Raw genomic sequence first — 21,009 nt, 5'->3', positions numbered from 1 at the left:
CTGTGTTTGCTCAGCAAGTCTGTTAGTTCTCAAAGGGGGAAGCACCGCTTACGGTGATACCCATGCTGCGGGCCGTTCCAGCTACCTGACGCATTGCCGACTCAACTGTGAAGCAGTTAAGATCGGGCATCTTGGTTTCGGCAATGGTCCGAACCTGATCCCACGTTACTGAACCAACTTTTTTCCGGTTGGGTTGAGCAGAGCCACCTTTCAGTTTAGCTGCTTCCATCAGCAGGATCGGCGCAGGGGGCGTTTTGATGACGAAATCAAAGGACTTGTCCTTATAATACGTGATCAAAACTGGCAATACCATACCCATCTTGTCCTGCGTACGGCCGTTGAACTGCTTGCAGAATTCCATGATGTTCAAACCTTTGGAACCCAATGCAGGACCGATCGGAGGTGAGGGGTTAGCCTGCCCGCCTTTGACTTGCAGCTTTACATAGCCACCTACTTCTTTTGCCATTGTGGTAATTTAGTTACAACCTATCGCTTACGGTTCCTTAGCCAGCTAGTCACATAACCGGCCCGCACCCCTTTCGCAATAGATCAGCTTGGGTTGATGGGTCATCTTCTGAGGGAAGCATAAGATGCCGCATCCCGGAAGACCAGTTGAATCAACTAGGCTTCCTTTTCTACTTGTGCGTAACTGAGTTCTACCGGAGTGTTCCGGCCAAATATTTTCACGACGACGTTCAGTTTCTTCCGGTCGTCAAATACTTCTTCTACTGTACCAATGAACCCACCAAACGGGCCATCAACTACCTTTACTGATTCGCCTTTCAGATAAGCAACTGTTGGCGCGGCAACTTCCTGTGCCTCTTCTTCAGCCTTACCCAAGATCCGACGAACTTCTGCCTCCCGCAGGGGAACCGGAACTTTCGACGTGGTGCCAACCTGCGAGTTTCCCAAAAAGCCCAGTACACCAGGCATGTTGAGGATCATGTCAAGGACACGGTTATTTCCCAAATCAGCCGAAATCAGGATATAACCCGGAAAAAATGACTTCTCCCGAACACGCTTTTTACCATTGCGCATTTCGTATACCTTCTCCGCTGGAATCAACACCTGCGGAATGACTTCGTCCAACTTTTGCCGGATGATTTCGTTATCGAGATAAGACTTGATTTTCTTCTCCTGTCCCGAAACGGCCCGGATAACGTACCATTGTATGCCGCTCATAAGAAACTATCGTTAAGAGGTTACGTCTGCCACCTGATCAGGCAGCCTGACAACCCACTTTAGAATGACTGGTAGAACGCGTTGAGTGCATTCTCAAACACCAGGTCAATCAGCCCGACCATTAGCGCAAAAATCAGCGAGGCCACCAGTACCAGCGTTGAACTAGACTGGAGATCGCTGAATTTAGGCCAAGTCACGTTGTGCTGAACTTCCTCCCAGGAGGCTTTCAGAAACGAAACAAACTTGTCCATTATAGAATCAGGATTAGCACGGGTGGAGAGATTCGAACTCCCATCAACGGTTTTGGAGACCGCTATTCTACCCTTGAACTACACCCGTGTATCGACGAGTCGTGCTACTACCTAAAAAAAGTCCGTTACGGTTGCTTCCGAAACGGACTGCAAAAGTACGGGATTATCTTAAAAAAACAAGTGCATTCCCGTGAAGAAATGCACTTGCTCTTTATTGATTACTAGTCGAGGATTTCCGTAACCTGACCAGCACCTACGGTGCGACCACCTTCGCGGATAGCGAAACGGAGACCTTTCTCCATGGCGATCTTGTTGATCAGCGTTACTTCAATCGTGATGTTATCGCCTGGCATTACCATCTCTACACCAGCGGGCAGGACGATCTCACCCGTTACGTCCGTGGTACGGAAGTAGAACTGGGGGCGGTATTTGTTAAAGAATGGCGTGTGACGGCCACCTTCTTCTTTCGACAGTACGTAAACCTCAGCCTTGAACTTCATGTGCGGGGTTACCGAACCAGGCTTACAGATTACCATACCACGACGGATATCGGTTTTTTCGATACCACGGAGCAGCAGACCTACGTTGTCACCGGCTTCGCCACGGTCCAGAATTTTCCGGAACATTTCAACACCCGTTACAACCGACTTCAGGTTCTCAGCACCCATACCCAGGATTTCAACTGGATCACCCGAGTTGATAACTCCACGCTCGATACGACCGGTAGCAACCGTACCACGACCCGTGATCGAGAACACGTCTTCGACCGGCATCAGGAATGGCAGGTCCGTCTGACGAGGAGGCAGGGGGATGAAGTCATCCACGTTCTGCATCAGGTCTTCGATGGTAGCTACCCACTTGGCATCGCCGTTCAGACCACCAAGAGCCGAACCTTGAATAACTGGGATATTGTCGCCGTCGAAGTTATAGAAGCTCAGCAGTTCGCGGATTTCCATTTCAACCAGCTCAAGTAGTTCAGGATCGTCGACCATGTCGACTTTGTTCATGAACACAACAAGCTGGGGTACGCCTACCTGACGGGCGAGCAGGATGTGCTCACGAGTCTGGGGCATTGGTCCGTCGGTAGCAGCTACCACGAGGATAGCGCCGTCCATCTGAGCAGCACCCGTTACCATGTTCTTCACATAGTCAGCGTGGCCTGGGCAGTCGACGTGTGCGTAGTGACGGTTTGCCGTTGAATATTCAACGTGCGATGTATTGATAGTGATACCACGCTCTTTTTCTTCCGGAGCGTTGTCAATCGAGGAGAAGTCCCGAATTGCGGCCAGACCCTTTTCGGCCAGCACTTTCGTAATGGCAGCCGTCAGCGTCGTTTTACCGTGGTCAACGTGACCAATCGTACCGATGTTTACGTGCGGTTTCGAGCGGTCAAAATTCTCTTTTGCCATGTTTTTAAAACGCTATTGTGAACTGTTGTTTGTTTTTGGATGAACTCGCTGAACGTCAATCAAGCCGGACGAGATCAACTCCAATTGAGACTGACACCGTTTCGGCCTAAAACCGCACGGGCGGCTTCAATTTAAAAAAGACCTCCGAAGAAGTCTTGAGCCGTTACGGGGACTTGAACCCCGGACCTCTTCCTTACCAAGGAAGTGCTCTACCGCTGAGCTATAACGGCTTGTAAAAAAAGTTGTAGAGTTTTACAGTTTCAGAGTTGTAAAGTTGCTATCGCGATTGCAAGAATTTTACAACTTTTTGACCGGAGAACTTCTCAACTTAGTCTTTGGAGCGGAAGACGGGTCTCGAACCCGCAACCTATAGCTTGGAAGGCTATCGCTCTACCAATTGAGCTACTTCCGCAAAAAAAAGTTATAGAGTTTTAGAGTCAACAGTTGCAAGGTTTAGTCGCCTGCGCGCACACTTTACAACTAACAAACTATAGAACTTTATAACTTTCTGTGGTGGGGAGTGGAGGATTCGAACCTCCGAAGGCGTACGCCAGCAGATTTACAGTCTGATCCATTTGGCCACTCTGGAAACTCCCCAAAAGACACTCGTAAAGAACAATTTCCGCCCCGTTTCCGGTTTGGAGTTGCAAAACTACACGCTTTTATCGTGTTGTCAACAAGTATCTTAAAAATAATTCTTTTCCCTGCATTACTTGCCGAGCAACCCCGTCAGCGTTGAGCCATCCGGATAGGTCATTTCGCTAATGCGCCAGCGCCCGGCTATCTGATTCAACTCCAACCTGACTTCTTTCTTCTCGCCCTTGTCTTCGAACGTTGCGTAAACGACGGCCCGGCTGCCGCCCACTGCCGCTGGCTCGACCCATGTCTTTTTAACCCTGCTGTCTGGAGTCTTGAACAGCAGGTCGTTCTTGACAGCCGGTTTGCTTTTCACTAGTTGAGCAGAAATGGCTTTGGTGAAAAACTGCTCAACCAAGGTCTGGTCTGTAGTGCGGAATGGGTTATCGGTTTTCTGATGTTCGAAGTACAGCGCCCGCACAAGTCGATCGGCAGCTGAACGCGGAGCCTCGGGGCCCGGACGTTTGGCCAGGCTGGCGGTACTGTCAGGCGCAGCTGCGGATTCAGTCGTATTGTCTGCTTGCTTTTGCTTCGACTGGCAACTGACAAGGATAGAAAGAACAGCGAAAAGGAACAGGCTATGCTTCATCGGTCGGGTGGTTTAGGTTGGCAACGTAAACGTACAATGTCATTTGCAAATAAGCCGCACCTGTACTGACAGGTGCGGCTTATTGACGTGTTGGCAACTCGGTGTACTACCACACTTTAATACGGTCTTCAGGCTTTTTGTACATCGTGTTGCCAGACTGCACGTTGAACGCCTGGTACCACGCATCGATGTTCGAGAGTGGACCATTACAACGGTACATACCCGGTGCGTGCGGGTCGGTAAGAATTTGCTGCGCCTGCGTTTCAGGGAGCATGTTTACCCGCCACACCTGTGCCCACGACAGGAAAAACCGTTGATCGGGGGTAAAGCCATCTATAGCGGCCTTTTTACCCATCGATTTACCCTGCGCGGTTTTCTTGAATGCATCGTAAGCAATAGCCAGCCCACCAAGGTCAGCCAAGTTTTCGCCCAGTGTCAGTTGGCCGTTGACTTTGAGTGTATCAAGCACTTTGAAGCCAAAGAACTGCTCTTTTACCTGATCGGCCCGCTTCTTGAAATTATCAGCGTCATCTTTTGTCCACCAGTCGCGCAGTGTACCGTCGGCATCGTACTGACGACCGGAATCGTCGAAGCCGTGGGTCATTTCGTGGCCGATTACGGCTCCTATACCGCCGTAGTTAACCGCATCATCAGCATCGAAGTCGAAGAAGGGAAACTGGAGGATAGCCGCAGGAAAAGCGATCTCGTTGTTGACGGGGCTGTAATAAGCATTTACCGTTGGCGGGGTCATGCTCCATTCCGTTTTGTCGACGGGCTTACCCAGGCGGTTGATCATGTAATTGTAACGCCATTTGCTGACCGACTTTACGTTACCATAGAAGTCGTTGCGGGTTACCGTTACGCCGTCGTAGTTCTTCCACTTGTCTGGATACCCAATTTTGCGCTTGAACGACGTCAGTTTGTTGAGCGCCCGCTTCTTGGTTTCTTCGCTCATCCAGTCGAGGTTTTTGATGTGCTCTTTGTAAGAAGCTTCAAGGTTATCAACCAGGGCCAGCATGCGCTGCTTGGCTTCCGGCTTGAAGTAGGTCTGTACGTAGAGCTGCCCGAGTAAGTCGCCCAACGACCCATCGATCAGGCCACTGATGCGTTCCCAACGGGGGGTCTGCACCTTTTGTCCCGTCAGAACGCGGGAGAAGGCAAAGTTCTGTTTAAAGAATGCATCGCTCAGGTAGGGTGCACCGTCTTTTATGATGTTCCAGCGCATGTACGTGCGCAGGTCTTCGATAGGTGTGGCGGTTACCAGACTGTCGAGCGATTTGTAAAACGCCGGGCTCTGCACTAACACCGTATCCTGACCTTTAACCCCAAACTTCACCAGTTGATCGGCCCAGTTGATGCCGGGCGTCTGCTGGCTGAAGTTGGCTACCGTCAGTTTGTTGTATGTCTTGTACGGATCACGCATCTCAACCCGCGCCATCTGTGCCTTTGCCAGTGCTGTCTCCAGCCGCAGCACGACGTCGGCATCCTGCGATGCCTGGGTCGGTTCTTCCCCGATCAGGCCAAACATTTTCGTGACATTGTCCCGGTAAGCATCGCGGACTTTCTGACTACGGCTATCGTTTTTCAGGTAGTAATCGCGGTCGGGGAGCGAAGTGCCGCCCTGCCCAAACGACGGTAGGTATTTGGTGACGTTCTTGCGATCCTGCGTGATACCGAAGCCAAACAGCATGCCGTTACCCTGCATCCGCTGATAAGCCAGTTCGTCGAAGAATGCGTCTTTGTTGTTGACCTTGTCGATGCGGGCCAACTCCGGTTTAATCGGCTCGAAGCCCCGCTGATCGATAGTGGCCGTGTCCATACCACTGGTGTAGAAATCGCCAACCATCTGGTAGAGTCGTCCTTTCGTGGTTGTTTTGGCCGCATCTTCCAGCAGCGTTTTCATGGCACCCACGCTTTTGTCGCGCAGCTCATTGAAACTCCCCCACGACGTTTTCGACGCCGGAATTTCATTCTTCTTCAGCCAGTTGCCATTGGCGTACAGATAAAAGTTGTCGCCCGGCCTGACGGACGTATCCATGTTCTGCGGGTCAATGAATTTTCGGGGGGCTGATGGGGCCACAGCAGCGTTTTTCTTGACTGGTGGCACGATCACATGAGCCATTGCGCCCGATGCCTGTAAAGCAAGGGCTGCGAAGGCCAGTTTCACTAGTTGATGATTCATGTAGTACACGCGTAATTGTGTTGAGTGTAAGGGGTCAAATTTACAGATAATTTAATTTTTCCACCTAAACAGAAAGCGCAGCCAATTGACTGCGCTTTCTGCACTATACCAAATGTTTAACCGGTTATCGACCCGCCAGCGTTGTTTTATGCGTGCGGGTGTAAGTACCAGCTTTGTACTGATCGAAGGGTTCTTTCTGATGGTTGTCGCCACCGAAGTAGGTGATGATCTGGTGAAACAAACGCGGCTCCAGGTAGCCGGGAATCGGCTGAATCAGGTTGAATTTTTCATCCATAAACACCGTAGTCGGGTAGCTCATCTGATTTTTGAGCAAGGCAGCCGCCAATTCGTGGACACCCCGGCTCCCTCCACCGACATACTTGAATGTTTGCTTGCCCAGCACAACGTCAGCCGTTTGCTCTGCGTTGAAGCGGACCGGATAGTAGTTGGCGTTGACGTAATCGACGATGGCGGGATTCGAGAAGGTTTCCCGGTCCATGACCTTACACCAGCCACACCAATCGGTGTATACGTCGATGACAAATTTGCGGGGTTGCTTCTGGGTTAGTGCGTAGGCTTGTTGAACCGTCAGCCATTTGATATGCCTTGGTTCATTCTTGACGACAGCCGGTTTGCTGGCTGGCACAGGCATTCGGAACGCACAAGTGACGAATAGCCCCAGTGCAACGGTGAAAAACAGGATACGATTCATAGCTGGATGGGGCGTTTGTCTGTATGGAGCTACCCGTCAGTGTTGTAACGTTCAACCGTGAATAAAATTAGTGGTCGATCAACTTTTGACCGCCCGCAGCACGTTCCGTTTGTAGTGGGGCCCGGAGTGCTTTTCGACCGTCAGGCCAGCCGTCCGCATGGCGCGCTGCACAACGCTTTTCGAACAATACGTTGTTAGTAATCCACCCGGTAACAAGAACCCCGCCAGTTTTCCGAACATATCGGCCTCCCACAGTTCGGGCTGGGAGGTCGGCGAGAACGCGTCGAAATAAACAAGGTGAAAGCGTTGATCGGTGTCAAAATCCTGTAACCGGCTCTGCCGCTTTTCCAGTGTAAAATACGGTGTTATGGCTACGACTGTATTCCAGGGTGCCTCGTGCAGGGCATCGAGATGGTGCGTACCCAGTAGTTGGTCGAAGTTTAGCTGTTGAGTTTCGCTGGACGGTACAGGGTCGGTATCGATAGCCACGTAATGTACCGGCCGCTGGTGCTGCTCCGCTTCACGGAGCGTCAGAAGTGCGTTCAGCCCCGACCCAAAACCCATTTCAAACAAGGTAATCGGATTGGCCGGAAACCGTTCAAAGGCGGGCAGCAAACCCAGTTCAATGTACACCCGCTGCGATTCCTGTAAAGCGCCGTAGACGGAGTGGTAGCTTTTTTCAAAATCGCCGTTCACCAGCGTATGCGATCCGTCGGCCGTCATAGCCACCCGAATAGTTGTACTCATATCCTTTTTTTTTCGGCTACTTTTGTAGCATACAACCTCACAGACGTATCTATGATTCAACGCGTTCAAAGCATATTTTTAGTACTAATCACCATTTGTATGGTTGTGGCACTGGCGAACCCAATCTGGGTAAAGATGGGCAGGCAGTCGCCAGAAATAGCCCAGCTAACGGCGCTGGAGTACAGTCAGCAGCAAGTCGTAGCTCCGCAGGCGGGGTTGCCTCAGCAGCTGGCGCCTGCTACAGCCGTTACACCGGTCTGGTATCTGGCTCTGCTGATTGCTATTGTCGGTGTGATATCGCTGTATGCCGTCTTTCAATACCGGAATCGCCTGACGCAAACGGCTCTGTGTGCCGTCAACGCCATTATGCTGACGGCTATCATGGGTATTGTGCTGTACCGTACGCTTTACATGGGTAAGAGTTACGGTAACCCCGGCGATCAGGGCGATTACCTGCCGGGATTCTATGCGCTGATTGCTGCGTTGATCTTCAATGCGCTGGCGAACCGCTTTATCCGGCGCGACGAAAAGCTGGTGCGCGGCTCCGACCGCCTGCGGTAAATCAGTCTGCCTTGTTTTCCTGACCGGCCCGGTTTATACCGTTGGCCGGTCTTTCTTTTGGTATTGGGTCACCCAACGATACATCAGCAAGTACACGACAAGGGTTGAGACTGTACCAACGATCGAACCGACGTAGGCATCTTCGACAAAGTGCTGAAACAGGTACACCCGCGAGTAGCCCGTCATAGCCGCCAGGAGCAGAAAAAACCAGCCCCGTCCCTTTCGTTCGTCAATCAGTGCCATCATGCCGAACAGCGCAAAGGCCGATGTCGTATGGCCCGACGGGAAGCTATTGTAACTGTGAATATCCAGCCCCTTGATGATGTGGTATTGGTAGGTCGAATGCTCAAACATCTTCAGGGGCCGTACCGACTGCGGAAACACCACCAGCTTAAGGAATAACGATACCAGCGACGACAGCGCGAAACTGGCAAACGCCATAGCCCCGATTCGCCGGTTGTTGATTGCCAGCAACAGGCAGACGAAAACAAAGAAGACGCCATCGCCGAGGTAGGTAGCGTACGGGAAAATTTCGTCGGCAGTGAGCGTGTTCCGTACGTTGACCCATTGCATCAGTTGCTCCTGTGAACGCGTCAGTTGCAGTACACCGACCACCAGCAACAGTACCGCGTAAGGCAGGAAGAACTGGTAATTGGAACGGATAAGCCGGATAAGCATTAGTTCGGTGAATTGGCTGGTGTGGCCTGTTCGACAGTGATACCAACGCTCTGCACGTTCAGCAGGGGGTCCTGCCGCATATACTGCCGGATTTGAATGGTGTATTTACCCGGCCCAGGAAACCGGTAATTCCGTTTAAACAGAAACTTGTGGTCGAACAGATCGCCCAGCCCGTCGCCGTTGGGCTTACCCGTTTTGGGGTCCATCAGAATCAGCTCATCCAGCTTCGACTCTATTTCTTTGCCCGAACTGTCGCGCAGATAGCGGGTCAGATACAGGTTGTAATAGCCGTACGACAGATTGTTGCGCAGGTTGTAGTACAGGTTGTATGGAACTGACGCGTCTTTGATCTCAAACGTGAACGACGGCGCATCTTTGATGTACCACTTCTCGTCTTTGATGTCGGTATACTCTTTAAAAACAGCGTTGGAGTCGCAGCCGGTAAGTAGCCCCGTTAATAGCAGTAGAAGCAGACCCGTTTGTTTCATAAATCGATTCAGGCGAACAGGCAAAGCTACGACAGGCAGCGAAGGGTGCCAAGCAGCAAAAAAACTACGACAATAGTTTGCAAACGACATTACTAGTTATAACTTTGATTTATGGAGAAATTGACAGCTAAAGAAGAGGAAGTCATGCAGGTGCTGTGGAAGCTGGAGCAGGCTTACGTGAAAGACATGGTACCGCTTTTCACCGATCCTCCTCTGCACTACAACACGGTATCGACGATCATCCGTAATCTGGAAGAAAAAGGGTACGTGGGTCACAAAGCCTTCGGCAATACCCACGAGTATTACCCTATTATCTCGAAAGAATTTTATCAAAACCGCTTCGTTCTGAAAAAGGTCGTTGGCGATTATTTCGATAATTCATACAAGAATCTGGTTAGCTACTTTGCTGAAAATGAGAAGATTTCGGCCGACGAACTGCGCGAGATTCTAGCCCTCATCGAACAGAAAAAGTAAGTTTTACCGCTTCACCACCCTGCGTCATCTCTACAACGATGGAAACACTGCGTTATGTGTTGCTGGCCAATGGGCTGCTGACCGTGGTGAGCGTAGCTTTTTACTTACTCCTCCGGCGCGAAACGTTTTTTCAGACCAATCGCCTGATGCTCTGGCTGGGTATTCTGTCGGTGCTGATTTTACCAGCCCTACAGTTTCCCGACTGGCGTCCCGATCGGGTGCGGTTTGCCATGCAGCACACAGCACAGGTTATTGCGCCGAAAGTGCTACCCCAGGCACCACCCCACCCGCCCGTTACCATCACATTTCCCAATGGACGCGCGTACCCGGTTGCGCCCATCCGCCGACTGGCACGTTTTGGCTGGTCGTGGCAACTGGCTCTCATTGGTATTTACCTGACTGGCCTGATCCTGCTGGCCGGGCGTTTTGTGCTTCAGTTACTGTCGATCTGGCGGCTTGTCCGACGCTCAGACCGGGAGCAATTCGATGCATTTACGCTGGTAACAAACTCCGCAGTCAGTGCGCCGTTTTCATTTCTCCGCTGGGTAGTGCTAAACCCGGCCCGGCATACGGGGGATGAACTAGATCAGATTCTGCGGCACGAGCGCGTCCATGTTCGCCAGCGGCATAGCCTGGACATGATTATGGCGGAAAGCGTCTGCGCTGTGTTCTGGCTGAACCCGGCGGCCTACCTCTTTCGCCGACTCGTTCACCAAACGCTCGAATTCTGCGCCGACCAGGCTGTTCTGGCCGAAGGGGTGGACGCCAGAACGTATCAGTATAACCTGGTTAAGGTCAGCATAGCGTCGGGCTCATTACCCATTACGAATTCCTTTAGTGCGTCGCAACTCCGCGATCGAATCAGGATGATGAACCGCCAGCGGTCGCGCTGGTTCCATATGCTCAAGTATCCGGTTGTCATGACTTTGAGCCTGACTATGGTAACGGCATTCGCACGACACAAGGCGGAACAGCTAGTGGCTCCCGTGGCCCGGGCTGTAGAGGTATCATCCGCGGGGACAAGTACAGAGAATGAGCCGACGCTAGCACCATACATCCCGAGCGATACAGGGCATACGGACGTACGTACGAAAATGTTAGCTCAATCGGTTGAAACAGCCATCGCCAATCCAGCGGAGAAAACAGTTCTCACTGATTCTGCTCAAGTCAGTCAGTCGCGGCTTGTTGTTTATCGAGGCAACGTCCTGTACTGGATCATTACGCCAAAGACATCGCTGGACGATCTGGGCGGTCTGCAACACGAACTGAACAAGCATAACCACAAGCTTCAGCTTCGCCAGATAAAATACGATCCCTCTCTTTCTTACATCGACCAAATCGACGTTACCATCGCCAGAATAAATGGTGGATCAGCAAGTAGTTGTGATACAGCGACTGATGGCAGAATGCCAATCACAACGATAGCTGGTTACGTTCTGATTGGCCCTTTCGACAAAAGCAGGGGTATTAGCTCTATAAACGATGTAGCCCAATCGTTTCCCATGGCGCTCCGGCGCACCTCGACGAACGACGAAGAAGCAATTATTGAATCGACTAGCTACCCTGAGCTAGAGACAATGATTTATCATGCCAGGTGGAAAATCCCTGCTCCCGATGGTGTATCTACCCGATACGACCGGGCTTATTTCGACAATAAATCAACCAAAATCAGCGGGATTCTGGTGAAGGCAAACAAGTCGTTGGTAGTTGACGACGAAAGTAAAGCAGCAGCCATCTTCATTAATAATCAGCCAGCTGATGTAAACGCGGTTGACTTATTGACAGCAGATAGGCTGTATGCCGTTGTGAAAAGGACGAAATATGACCCCGTCAACAAGCGTGTGGTAACTGTTGCACTGCTTCTGTACGTGGTAAACAAATAGGTCTGATACTCATTCACGAATCGTTCTGACAAGTTTTACTTAAATCAGTTCTGGCCGTTGCGATTGCCATTCATGCATGTGACGCAGCCTAACTGCTCCCGGTTTTAGCCCTTCCCACACAGGTAGCTCCCGATAGGCCGGGCCGTTAAACCGAGCGACATCATTCTGGTCAAAGAAGCGTTCATCCAACAGCGTAATCCAACGAATGAAACGGTTCACTTTTTTGATCGTATTACTTACTGTTTCGGCCAGCCGGGTAATTGGCACACCGGCGAAGAGCTGGATTGCCATCGACTCAGTGCAGCCTGGAAAGGCTAAACAAGCGGTTCAGCCATCGTATAAACAGGCACCAGCGCCGGTTATTTTTCCCGGCACGCACCTAAACCCTGCTTTTCGGTCGCTGGCGAAGCAGGACCCCGCGGTCAGGCGAGCGGCTCCGGACTGGCTGCGTTCCCGGACAACAGGCGAACCGACTTATATACTGGATGGTAAGGTGGCGACAGTGGCTCAAATCAAGCGACTGAAACAAGCAGATGTCGCGTCGATCACTACCCTCGACAGCGTCAGGGCGGAAATGCTGTACGGACCAAATGCGAAGCAGGGCCTGCTGCTCATCACCACGAAGGCAGGGCTATAAAAACAGCGGAGTAGACCATTGCCGACGCCAGTTGGGCCACAGTAGTCTACTCCGCTGTTCTCAAACGACTTGCGTTACGCGTTGTCGTTGCCGATTGGTTTTGATGTAGCACCGGCTGGCTTACTACCGCTACCTTTCGACTTCTTCTTTTTCTTTCTGGCACTGCTGCTGCGCGTAGCATACTTGGCGTCGAGCTTTTGCAGATCGCTGTTCAGCGCAGCCGCTTTAACGGGCTCTTTCTCACCAACTGGCGTCAGCACCTCAAACGATTCGGGGATAACACCCCGCTTGTTGAGTTCAAGAATTTCAGTAACACGACTGATCGGTAGTGGGTGCCACGTACTTTCTGAACTGTACCCAAACCACATCAGCTTGCGGAAGATATCAGTCTTCTGAAGCCAGGCCCGGCCTTTCTGCGTTTCAAGCGGTTTGTCGATCGATGGAACGTCGCGCAGGGCATCCATGTACGTATCCAGCTCGTAGTTCAGGCAGCACTTTAATCGCCCACACTGTCCCGACAGCTTGGCCGGATTCAGTGACAGATTCTGATAGCGTGCGGCCGAGGTCGCAATGTTCTTGAAGTCGGTGAGCCAGGTCGAGCAACACAATTCGCGACCACACGACCCGATACCTCCCAGCCGCCCTGCTTCCTGCCGCAGACTGATCTGACGCATCTCGATGCGGGCTTTGAATTCACCCGCCAGCATCTTGATCAGCTCCCGAAAATCGACCCGCTCTTCTGACGAGTAGAAGAATGTCGCTTTAGTGTTGTCAGACTGAAACTCCACGTCGGAGAGTTTCATATTCAGCTTCAGTTCGCGGATAATCTCGCGGGCCCGGTAGAGGGCAGGCAGATCACGAAGCATGGCCTGCTCGTGGCGGTCCATGTCTTTGGGCGTCGCGATTCGGTGAACAACTTTGGTATCGTCGTTGACTTTAACGCCACGCTTCTTCACCTGTAACCGCACCAATTCACCCTGCAACGACACCGAACCAATGTGGAAGCCCGACTGCATTTCGACCACGACGTAATCGCCGGTGGTCAGGTCGAGCTGATGAACGTTGCGGTAGTATTCTTTGCGACCGCCTTTGAATTTTACTTCAACAACGTCGTATTTCTTAGGACCGGGCATGGCGATGTCGCTCAGCCAGTCGAACGAATTCAATTTGTTGCAACCGCCTGTGCTACATCCACCGGCGGAGCCGCAACCGGCTGTTTTTTCGCCCGGTTTGTCGGCGGCTCCGCGCTGGGTTCCGCACCCGCCGGTTGCACACGATTTGCATGACATAACTTATATAGTTGTATGGTTGTAAAGGTATAGAGTTGTAAAGTTGGCTTGCGCGTTAGTATACCGGCGGAGTCAACTCTACAACTCTACAACTTTGCAACTTTATAACTCCGTTCTAATCGGAATACCGAATCAGGTCGAGACCGATATCTTTTCGGTATTGTTTTCCCTCAAACTGAACACGCCGAGCCGCTTCCTGCGACTTTCTGACGGCGTTTTCAAGCGAGTTGGCCTGCGCTGTGAGCGCCAGTACCCGCCCGCCGTTGGTCAATACCTGACCGTCCTGCGCTTTCGTGCCCGCATGAAACGCAGTCACATCTTCTAAACGCTCCAAATCCGAAATGATTTTATCGGTTTCGTATGCGTCGGGATACCCACCCGATACCACGACCGTTGTTACGGCCGTTTGGGGCGACACTTGCAGACTTATTGTATCGAGTTCGCCCCGGCCTGCTGCCAGCATCAGCTCCGCAAAATCGGTCTGAATGCGCGGCAGCACGACCTCTGTTTCCGGATCGCCCATCCGGGCGTTGTACTCAATTACGTATGGCTCACCGTTGACTTTCATCAACCCGATGAAGATAAACCCGCGGTACTGAATGCCATCCTGCTGCAAACCAGTTAACGTTGGTTTGACGACTTTCTCCTCGACTTTTTCCAGAAATGATTTCGTCGCGAATACCACCGGCGATACTGCACCCATACCGCCCGTGTTTGGCCCCGTATCGCCTTCCCCGATACGTTTGTAATCTTTTGCTTCGGGTAGAATCTTGTAGTTCACCCCGTCCGACAATACAAACACCGACAATTCGATACCACGCAAAAACTGTTCGATAACCACCTTGCTACCGGCTGATCCGAAGCGGCCGTTGCTGAGCATGTCGGTCAGCGTTTGTTTGGCCTCCGCGACGGTTTCAGCAATGATAACGCCTTTACCAGCCGCCAGCCCGTCGGCTTTCAGCACAACAGGCAGCGAATGACTATCCAGATACGTCAGTCCGTCGGTCAGTGTATCGGCGGTGAAGGTCTGCGACGCAGCGGTGGGAATGCCGTGCCGCGCCATAAACTGCTTGGAAAAATCTTTGCTTCCCTCCAGTTGCGCCCCTTCCGCATCCGGCCCAACGATGGGTAAGTTGCTCAGGTCGGGCTGCTGATGAATATAATCGACAACCCCTTTGACGAGCGGCTCTTCAGGGCCAACAATCAGCAAATCAATGTTTCGGCTTCGGATCAGGTCAGCAATTGCCGGAAAGTCGGTAGCCGATACCGGCACGTTGGTGGCAACCTGTGCGGTTCCGGCATTGCCGGGTGCCACCAAAAGCGTATCGCAAAGCGGACTCTGCACCAATTTCCACGCAAACGCGTGTTCCCGGCCACCGGAGCCTAGTAAAAGTATGTTCATTACTCCAGAATTCGTCAGTCTGTGGAGTTATCCACGCGGCCCGACGGGGCCTCGAACTGACTTAGTTAGCTACTTCCGACAGGAATTTGATGCGCATCAATCGCAGGTCCTGCTCGGTAAAATCATCACCCCCAAACTGCGTCATCGCGATTGCGATGTTATCCGTTTCGGCGCTCATAAAGTATTCAAAGATCTCGTCCTGCCGATCTTCGTCCATTACCTGATTGATGTAGTAATCGAGGTTCAGCCGCGTACCAGAGTAGCAGATGTGCTCGATTTCCTCCATCAGATCTTCCATTGAAAGCGCCTTCGACTCGGCAATCTCATCAAGGTCAATTTTTCGGTCAATCTGCTGAATGATGTAAATTTTGACCTTCGACTTGTTGACCATCGACTTGATGACAACATCCTTGTCTGTCTCTATGTCGTTGTCGGCCACGTATTTGGCAATCAGATCGATAAACGGCTTGCCAAATTTCTGCACCTTACCCAGGCCAACCCCGTTGACCTGCGCCATTTCCTCCCGCGTGGTGGGGTAGGTCGTGGCCATTTCTTCCATCGACGGATCCTGGAAGATTACGTAGGGGGGCAGATTTTTTTCCTTCGCGACTTTCTTGCGCAGTGCTTTCAGCAGCCCCAGCAACTCCTGATCGTATGCCGCTCCACCCGACGTCGGCGCAGTGTCCTTATCGTCATCGTCGTCGGTGGCTACCTGATCGTAATTGTGGTCTTTTGCCAGCGTCAGCGGATACGGATCTTCGATATAGTTAAGACCCCGCTGCGTCAGCTTCAGAATGCCGTAGTTATCGACGTCTTTTTCGAGGTAGCCGTAAATGGTAATCTGCTTGATCAGCGAGCACCAGAACTCGGCCGTTTCGTTGTATTCCCGGCCTTTACCATACACGTCGAGCCGGTTGTGTTCGTAACTCGTTACGTACTGATTCGACGTCGCCGTCAGCACATCACTCAGGTGAGAAACGTCGAAACGCTGATCGGTTTGCAGTACGGTTTGCAGCGCCAGCACAACCTCACTCTGCACTTTAAAGGTGGGCGACGGCTTGGTACAGTTGTCGCAAAAACCGCAGTCTTTTTCAAGATACTCACCGAAATAACCCAGCAGCTGCCGACGACGACAAACGCCCAGATTAGCGTACGACACCATTTCGCCCAGCAGGTGTTTGGCGTTATCGCGCTCGGTTACCGACTTGTCTTTATTGAATTTCTCCAGCTTCTGAATATCATCATAGCTGTAGAACATGACGCAGTTACCTTCCAGCCCGTCGCGACCGGCGCGGCCCGTTTCCTGGTAGTACCCTTCGAGTGATTTGGGAGCGTCGTAGTGAATTACGAAACGCACGTCGGGTTTGTCGATACCCATTCCGAAGGCGATTGTTGCACAGACTACGTCGACGTCTTCGTTCAAAAACGCATCCTGATTATGCATTCTGGTTTGGGGATCCAGACCAGCATGGTAAGGCAACGCTTTTACGTCGTTGACACGCAGCAGTTCCGCAATCTCCTCAACCGTCTTACGGCTCAGGCAATAGATAATGCCCGACTTGCCTTTGTTCTGCTTAACGTATTTAATGAGTTGCTTCTTGGCGTCAACCTTCGGCTTGATTTCGTAGTAAAGATTCTTTCGATTGAATGACGTTTTGTAGAGGTCTGCATCCTCCATCTGGAGGTTCTTCTGAATGTCCTGCTGCACCTTCGGCGTGGCGGTTGCCGTCAGGGCGATAACGGGGAGGTTGCCGATATTGTCGACGATACCCCGAATTTTGCGGTACTCCGGGCGGAAGTCGTGCCCCCACTCCGAAATACAGTGTGCTTCATCGATAGCGACGAACGAAATGTTGGCTTTCTTCAAAAAGTCCAAATTTTCTTCTTTCGTCAACGACTCCGGCGCGATGTATAACAGCTTGAGCGTACCGTTCAGCGTATCGCGTTTGACGCGGTTCATTTCCGTTTTCGAGAGGGTCGAATTTAGAAACTGCGCGTTGATACCGAATGCGTTTAGCTGATCGACCTGATTCTTCATCAGGGCAATGAGGGGCGAAATCACCACGGCAGTGCCCTCACTGACAATGGCAGGCAATTGATAGCAGAGCGATTTGCCAGCTCCGGTCGGCATAATTACGAATGTATTACGCCCAAACAGGATACTATGAATAATCGCTTCCTGATCGCCCCGGAACTGATTATAGCCAAAAATTTCCTTTAGGCGTTCCCTGAGAGTCGTATGGACTGTCTGATCAACCTGCATCATTCTACAAATCGTACAAAAGTTACTTTACGCTGATTCGCTTGCGTATCTTTGCTTTTACTGATAGCGAATATACAGAGCAAACTATTCTTCATCGCGATAACGACCGTTGAAAGTACTAAAAAATCCCAAAAACACGGCACGTATGGTAATGCTTGCCGAAGCCGACGCCATCCGGCAGGCCGTCGACCTGCTCGACGATCAGTTTGAAGCCGTTGTCCAGACGATTCTCAATGCTACCGGTCGGGTTGTGGTTAGTGGTGTGGGTAAAAGCGCACTTATCGGGCAGAAAATCGTAGCGACGCTTAATTCAACGGGTACCCCCGCCCTGTTTATGCATGCAGCCGATGCGATTCACGGCGATCTGGGCATGCTTCAGGACAACGACGTAGCGCTCATACTGTCGAAAAGCGGCAACACGGCCGAAATAAAAGTACTGGTACCGCTGCTCCGGCGAACCGCCGTGCCGTTGATTGCGATGGTCAGCGACCGCGAGTCGTATCTGGCCATTCATTCCGACTATATACTTCACGCATACTGCGCCTGCGAAGCCGACCCACTCGATCTGGCTCCCACTACCAGCACTACGGTAGCGCTGGCGCTGGGCGATGCTTTGGCGGTATCGTTATTAGAAGCCCGCGACTTTTCCCGCAGCGACTTTGCCCGTTACCATCCCGGCGGGTCACTCGGCAAGAAGCTATACATGAAAGTTGCCGACATCTTTCCCCATAATCAGTGCCCCTGTGTGCCACTAGATATGGCCCTGAAGGAAGTGATCTTCACCATTTCGAAGAATCGGCTGGGGGCAACGGCAGTAGTTGATACAGATAATACACTGCGGGGAATTATAACGGACGGCGATATCCGGCGGATGGCTTACGAGCACGACACGTTTCTCGATTTACACGCCCGCGACGTAATGACCCCCGCGCCCGTCTGCGTCAGTCCCGATGAATATGCCGTACTGGCTTTACAAATCATGCAGGATCGAAATATTACGCAGCTGATTGTAGCAGAAAATGACCAGGTAAAAGGGTTCGTGCATCTCCACGACCTGTTACGCGAGGGTTTAGTGTAGAAAATTGTAGCGATCTACGTTTTTGGGCCGATACTGTTGCGCTATCGACTCCTCCACAACGCATCTCACACCCAAATTGGGTAAAAATTGATCTTTACCCTAAAGCAATAGTCTTTTTCTCGTATAAATGGGGCGTTTTGTTTAGGATTTTGCCATTCCACATTAAACAAGATTCCCCACCCCACATCCACACATTGGGGAAATTTCTTCTACACTATTTTCTGGCGTTTTTGTTCAAGATTTTTTCTGGCACGAGGCCATTTTTTCGTAATCGGCTGCCAGACAACGTATTACGCCGTATTAACTGAATCATAATTGGGGAATTGGTCTGGCTGGTCAGCTTTTTGCAAAACTGTACACAACTAGCATTCAACAGAAAAACAGACATAGATCATGACCGCGCTCGAATTCACCTACCACATTGGCAAAGTATCCAAGTCGCTGCGTCCTTTTGCCCTTCGGCTGACGAAAGATGTAGAAGATGCTAATGACCTCCTGCAAGATACGCTGCTGAAGGCGTTTACGAACCGTGACAAGTATACAGACGGCACTAACCTGAAAGCATGGCTGTACACGATCATGAAAAACACGTTCATTACCAACTATCAGCGGATGGTTCGTAAGAACACGTTTATCGACACGACAGATAACCTGCATTATATCAACTCGACGGAAAGCAGCACAGATAACATGGCTTATTCGTCGTTTGCACAAGAAGATATCAACCGGGCAGTGAATGGCCTCGACGATACGTATCGCACCCCATTCATGATGCACTTCCGCGGATTTAAGTACCACGAGATCGCTGCAAAGCTGGATATCCCCATCGGTACGGTTAAGAACCGGATTCACATTGCCCGCAAGGAATTGAAGGATCAATTAAAAGTTTATGCACATTACAACGCATAAGCGATACTTTTTGACGAATCGTCGTCTAAGTATTATTGATTGAGTAGTTTTTGGTTAAAAAAGAGGAAGGTTCGAAAAGTTGGATGGGATTCCGTCCAACTTTTTTTGTTACAAGCCGTTGCATAACCGACATTTAGTCGGTTTTTTCATTTCTCCTCAATGCCCAAACGCATTCTTGTTATTGGTGCCGGCTTTGCCGGATTGGCTGCCGCTACGTCGCTGGCCAACAAAGGGTACGACGTCACAATTCTTGAGAAGAACAGCATGGCCGGTGGTCGGGCCCGCGTTTTCAATGCCAATGGCTTTACCTTCGATATGGGGCCGAGCTGGTACTGGATGCCGGACGTGTTCGACAGCTACTTTGCCCGCTTCGGCAAGAAAACCGCCGACTACTACAACCTCGTCCGGCTAGACCCGTCCTACAAAGTCGTTTTTGCCGCCGACGAAGCCGTCGATCTTCCGGCAGGACTGGACAAGCTGGAAAATTTGTTCGAGCAGTTCGAACCGGGCAGCGGCCCCCGGCTGCGGGATTTCCTGAAGCAGGCCGCCTATAAGTACGAGGTTGGCATGCACAAATTTGTGTGGAAGCCCAGCCGGTCGATAACAGAGTTTGTCAGCCTGAAATTACTGGCCGATGTAGCGCGGCTCGACGTATTTCAGTCATTGGCCAGTCACGCGCGTAAGTATTTTCAACATCCCCGCTTGCTGGAGATCGTGGAGTTTCCAGTTCTGTTTCTCGGTGCCACGCCGGAAAACACACCCGCCATGTACAGCCTGATGAATTATGCCGAAATGGCATTAGGGACTTGGTATCCAATGGGTGGTATGCACAAGATCGTGGAGGGCATGGTCAGTCTGGCGGAAGAAAAAGGGGTCAAGATTCTCTACGATCAAACTGTTTTGGCGATTGATGTAAAGCAACGGCAGGTGAAACAGGTGACGACAGACAAAGGCATCTTCGAAACCGATGTCGTTGTAGCCGGTGCCGATTATAATCACGTCGATACGAAGCTGCTGACGGAGAACACGCGCAACTACAACGATGCCTACTGGAAAAGCCGGGTGATGGCCCCGTCGTCGCTGCTGTTTTATCTGGGCGTCGATAAACGTATTCCGAAGCTGGAACATCATAACCTGTTCTTCGACGAAGACTTTACTCTGCACGCGAAAGAGATTTACGAAACGCCCCGCTGGCCCACGAAGCCCCTGTTCTATGCGTCGGCCCCCTCGAAAACCGACCCCAGTGTGGCCCCGGAAGGGTGCGAAAATCTCTTCCTGCTCATTCCCGTTGCCCCTGACCTGACGGATGACGAAGAAACGCGCGAGCGGTACTACACGATGCTGATGGACCGGCTTGAAGCGTACACCGGCACCGACATTCGTAATCACGTCATCTACAAGCGCAGCTACGCCCACGCTGATTTCAAGCAGGATTACAATGCATTCCGGGGGAACGCGTATGGGCTGGCCAATACGCTAAAGCAAACGGCCCTGCTGAAGCCATCGCTCAAGAACAAACGGGTAAACAATCTGTTCTACACCGGCCAGCTAACCGTTCCGGGGCCGGGTGTGCCGCCCTCGCTGATCTCCGGATTGGTCGTCGCTGACGAGGTTGCCAAAGAATTTAGTTAATTTACAA

At 51.5% G+C, this 21,009-nt stretch carries 20 protein-coding genes and 4 tRNA genes; 7 read left to right on the top strand and 17 right to left on the bottom strand.

The features are described from left to right. Nucleotides 1-22: 22 nt before the first annotated feature. The 12 genes from rplK to mnmD form a co-directional block, all read right to left on the bottom strand. A complete protein-coding gene (gene rplK / locus HH216_RS07660) occupies nucleotides 23-466 on the bottom strand; it encodes a 50S ribosomal protein L11 (RefSeq protein ID WP_106136147.1) in 444 nt (147 codons plus the stop codon). 155 nt (nucleotides 467-621) lie between these two features. Further along, entirely contained in the window at nucleotides 622-1,182 is a 561-nt protein-coding gene (gene nusG / locus HH216_RS07655) for a transcription termination/antitermination protein NusG (protein ID WP_169550264.1), read from the bottom strand. A gap of 59 nt (nucleotides 1,183-1,241) precedes the next feature. Continuing rightward, a complete protein-coding gene (gene secE, locus HH216_RS07650; protein ID WP_106136149.1) occupies nucleotides 1,242-1,433 on the bottom strand; it encodes a preprotein translocase subunit SecE in 192 nt (63 codons plus the stop codon). Nucleotides 1,434-1,450: 17 nt separating this feature from the next. After that, nucleotides 1,451-1,521: transfer RNA gene (locus HH216_RS07645), tRNA-Trp, on the bottom strand. A gap of 133 nt (nucleotides 1,522-1,654) precedes the next feature. After that, a complete protein-coding gene (gene tuf, locus HH216_RS07640; RefSeq protein WP_169550262.1) occupies nucleotides 1,655-2,842 on the bottom strand; it encodes an elongation factor Tu in 1,188 nt (395 codons plus the stop codon). A gap of 158 nt (nucleotides 2,843-3,000) precedes the next feature. After that, a tRNA-Thr gene (locus tag HH216_RS07635) sits at nucleotides 3,001-3,072 on the bottom strand. A 106-nt stretch (nucleotides 3,073-3,178) separates the two neighbouring features. After that, nucleotides 3,179-3,254: transfer RNA gene (locus tag HH216_RS07630), tRNA-Gly, on the bottom strand. Nucleotides 3,255-3,353: 99 nt separating this feature from the next. Further along, nucleotides 3,354-3,439: transfer RNA gene (locus tag HH216_RS07625), tRNA-Tyr, on the bottom strand. Between the two features lie 112 nt (nucleotides 3,440-3,551). Next, nucleotides 3,552-4,067 (bottom strand): hypothetical protein, encoded by a 516-nt coding sequence (locus tag HH216_RS07620; protein ID WP_169550260.1) that lies wholly within the window; start codon nucleotides 4,065-4,067, stop codon nucleotides 3,552-3,554. A 106-nt stretch (nucleotides 4,068-4,173) separates the two neighbouring features. Continuing rightward, the gene (locus tag HH216_RS07615) at nucleotides 4,174-6,189 is read right to left on the bottom strand and encodes a M13 family metallopeptidase (RefSeq protein WP_169553299.1); all 2,016 of its coding nucleotides are present in this window, start codon (nucleotides 6,187-6,189) and stop codon (nucleotides 4,174-4,176) included. Between the two features lie 184 nt (nucleotides 6,190-6,373). Continuing rightward, entirely contained in the window at nucleotides 6,374-6,961 is a 588-nt protein-coding gene (locus HH216_RS07610; RefSeq protein ID WP_169550258.1) for a thioredoxin family protein, read from the bottom strand. A gap of 78 nt (nucleotides 6,962-7,039) precedes the next feature. After that, nucleotides 7,040-7,708 (bottom strand): tRNA (5-methylaminomethyl-2-thiouridine)(34)-methyltransferase MnmD, encoded by a 669-nt coding sequence (gene mnmD, locus HH216_RS07605; protein ID WP_169550256.1) that lies wholly within the window; start codon nucleotides 7,706-7,708, stop codon nucleotides 7,040-7,042. Nucleotides 7,709-7,759: 51 nt separating this feature from the next. On the opposite strand from mnmD, the gene HH216_RS07600 reads away from it, so the two are divergent. Next, entirely contained in the window at nucleotides 7,760-8,269 is a 510-nt protein-coding gene (locus HH216_RS07600) for a DUF4293 domain-containing protein (RefSeq protein ID WP_169550254.1), read from the top strand. 33 nt (nucleotides 8,270-8,302) lie between these two features. On the opposite strand, the gene HH216_RS07595 is transcribed toward HH216_RS07600, so the two are convergent. Together HH216_RS07595 and HH216_RS07590 are read right to left on the bottom strand one after the other, a co-directional pair. Next, on the bottom strand, nucleotides 8,303-8,947 hold the full coding sequence (locus tag HH216_RS07595) for a phosphatase PAP2 family protein (RefSeq protein WP_169550252.1): 645 nt from the start codon (nucleotides 8,945-8,947) through the stop codon (nucleotides 8,303-8,305). Further along, the gene (locus HH216_RS07590) at nucleotides 8,947-9,435 is read right to left on the bottom strand and encodes a gliding motility lipoprotein GldH (RefSeq protein ID WP_169550250.1); all 489 of its coding nucleotides are present in this window, start codon (nucleotides 9,433-9,435) and stop codon (nucleotides 8,947-8,949) included. Before HH216_RS07590 ends, HH216_RS07595 begins: the two co-directional genes overlap by 1 nt. Nucleotides 9,436-9,546: 111 nt before the next feature. Here HH216_RS07590 and HH216_RS07585 point away from each other — a divergent pair, with 111 nt between their 5' ends. From HH216_RS07585 to HH216_RS07575, 3 genes are all read left to right on the top strand, one after another. After that, nucleotides 9,547-9,909: a BlaI/MecI/CopY family transcriptional regulator gene (locus tag HH216_RS07585; protein ID WP_169550248.1), complete on the top strand. Its 363-nt coding sequence runs from the start codon at nucleotides 9,547-9,549 to the stop codon at nucleotides 9,907-9,909. A gap of 38 nt (nucleotides 9,910-9,947) precedes the next feature. Next, on the top strand, nucleotides 9,948-11,792 hold the full coding sequence (locus HH216_RS07580) for a M56 family metallopeptidase (protein WP_169550246.1): 1,845 nt from the start codon (nucleotides 9,948-9,950) through the stop codon (nucleotides 11,790-11,792). Between the two features lie 205 nt (nucleotides 11,793-11,997). Beyond that, nucleotides 11,998-12,429 carry a hypothetical protein gene (locus tag HH216_RS07575; RefSeq protein WP_169550244.1) on the top strand — a complete coding sequence of 144 codons (432 nt, stop codon included), beginning with the start codon at nucleotides 11,998-12,000 and terminating at the stop codon, nucleotides 12,427-12,429. A 74-nt stretch (nucleotides 12,430-12,503) separates the two neighbouring features. On the opposite strand, the gene HH216_RS07570 is transcribed toward HH216_RS07575, so the two are convergent. From HH216_RS07570 to recQ, 3 genes are all read right to left on the bottom strand, one after another. Further along, nucleotides 12,504-13,718: a PSP1 domain-containing protein gene (locus HH216_RS07570; RefSeq protein ID WP_254448725.1), complete on the bottom strand. Its 1,215-nt coding sequence runs from the start codon at nucleotides 13,716-13,718 to the stop codon at nucleotides 12,504-12,506. 115 nt (nucleotides 13,719-13,833) lie between these two features. Further along, nucleotides 13,834-15,120 (bottom strand): phosphoribosylamine--glycine ligase, encoded by a 1,287-nt coding sequence (purD, locus tag HH216_RS07565; RefSeq protein WP_169550242.1) that lies wholly within the window; start codon nucleotides 15,118-15,120, stop codon nucleotides 13,834-13,836. Nucleotides 15,121-15,181: 61 nt separating this feature from the next. Further along, nucleotides 15,182-17,386 carry a DNA helicase RecQ gene (recQ, locus tag HH216_RS07560; protein WP_169550240.1) on the bottom strand — a complete coding sequence of 735 codons (2,205 nt, stop codon included), beginning with the start codon at nucleotides 17,384-17,386 and terminating at the stop codon, nucleotides 15,182-15,184. 106 nt (nucleotides 17,387-17,492) lie between these two features. Here recQ and HH216_RS07555 point away from each other — a divergent pair, with 106 nt between their 5' ends. From HH216_RS07555 to HH216_RS07545, 3 genes are all read left to right on the top strand, one after another. Beyond that, nucleotides 17,493-18,461 (top strand): KpsF/GutQ family sugar-phosphate isomerase, encoded by a 969-nt coding sequence (locus HH216_RS07555; protein WP_169550238.1) that lies wholly within the window; start codon nucleotides 17,493-17,495, stop codon nucleotides 18,459-18,461. Between the two features lie 393 nt (nucleotides 18,462-18,854). Beyond that, on the top strand, nucleotides 18,855-19,370 hold the full coding sequence (locus HH216_RS07550) for an RNA polymerase sigma factor (protein ID WP_106136164.1): 516 nt from the start codon (nucleotides 18,855-18,857) through the stop codon (nucleotides 19,368-19,370). A 159-nt stretch (nucleotides 19,371-19,529) separates the two neighbouring features. Then, nucleotides 19,530-21,002 carry a phytoene desaturase family protein gene (locus HH216_RS07545; RefSeq protein WP_169550236.1) on the top strand — a complete coding sequence of 491 codons (1,473 nt, stop codon included), beginning with the start codon at nucleotides 19,530-19,532 and terminating at the stop codon, nucleotides 21,000-21,002. Nucleotides 21,003-21,009: the final 7 nt, after the last annotated feature.

It is taken from the genome of Spirosoma rhododendri (assembly GCF_012849055.1).
Lineage (GTDB): Bacteria > Bacteroidota > Bacteroidia > Cytophagales > Spirosomataceae > Spirosoma > Spirosoma rhododendri.
This window is presented reverse-complemented; position numbering and strand designations above follow the sequence as displayed.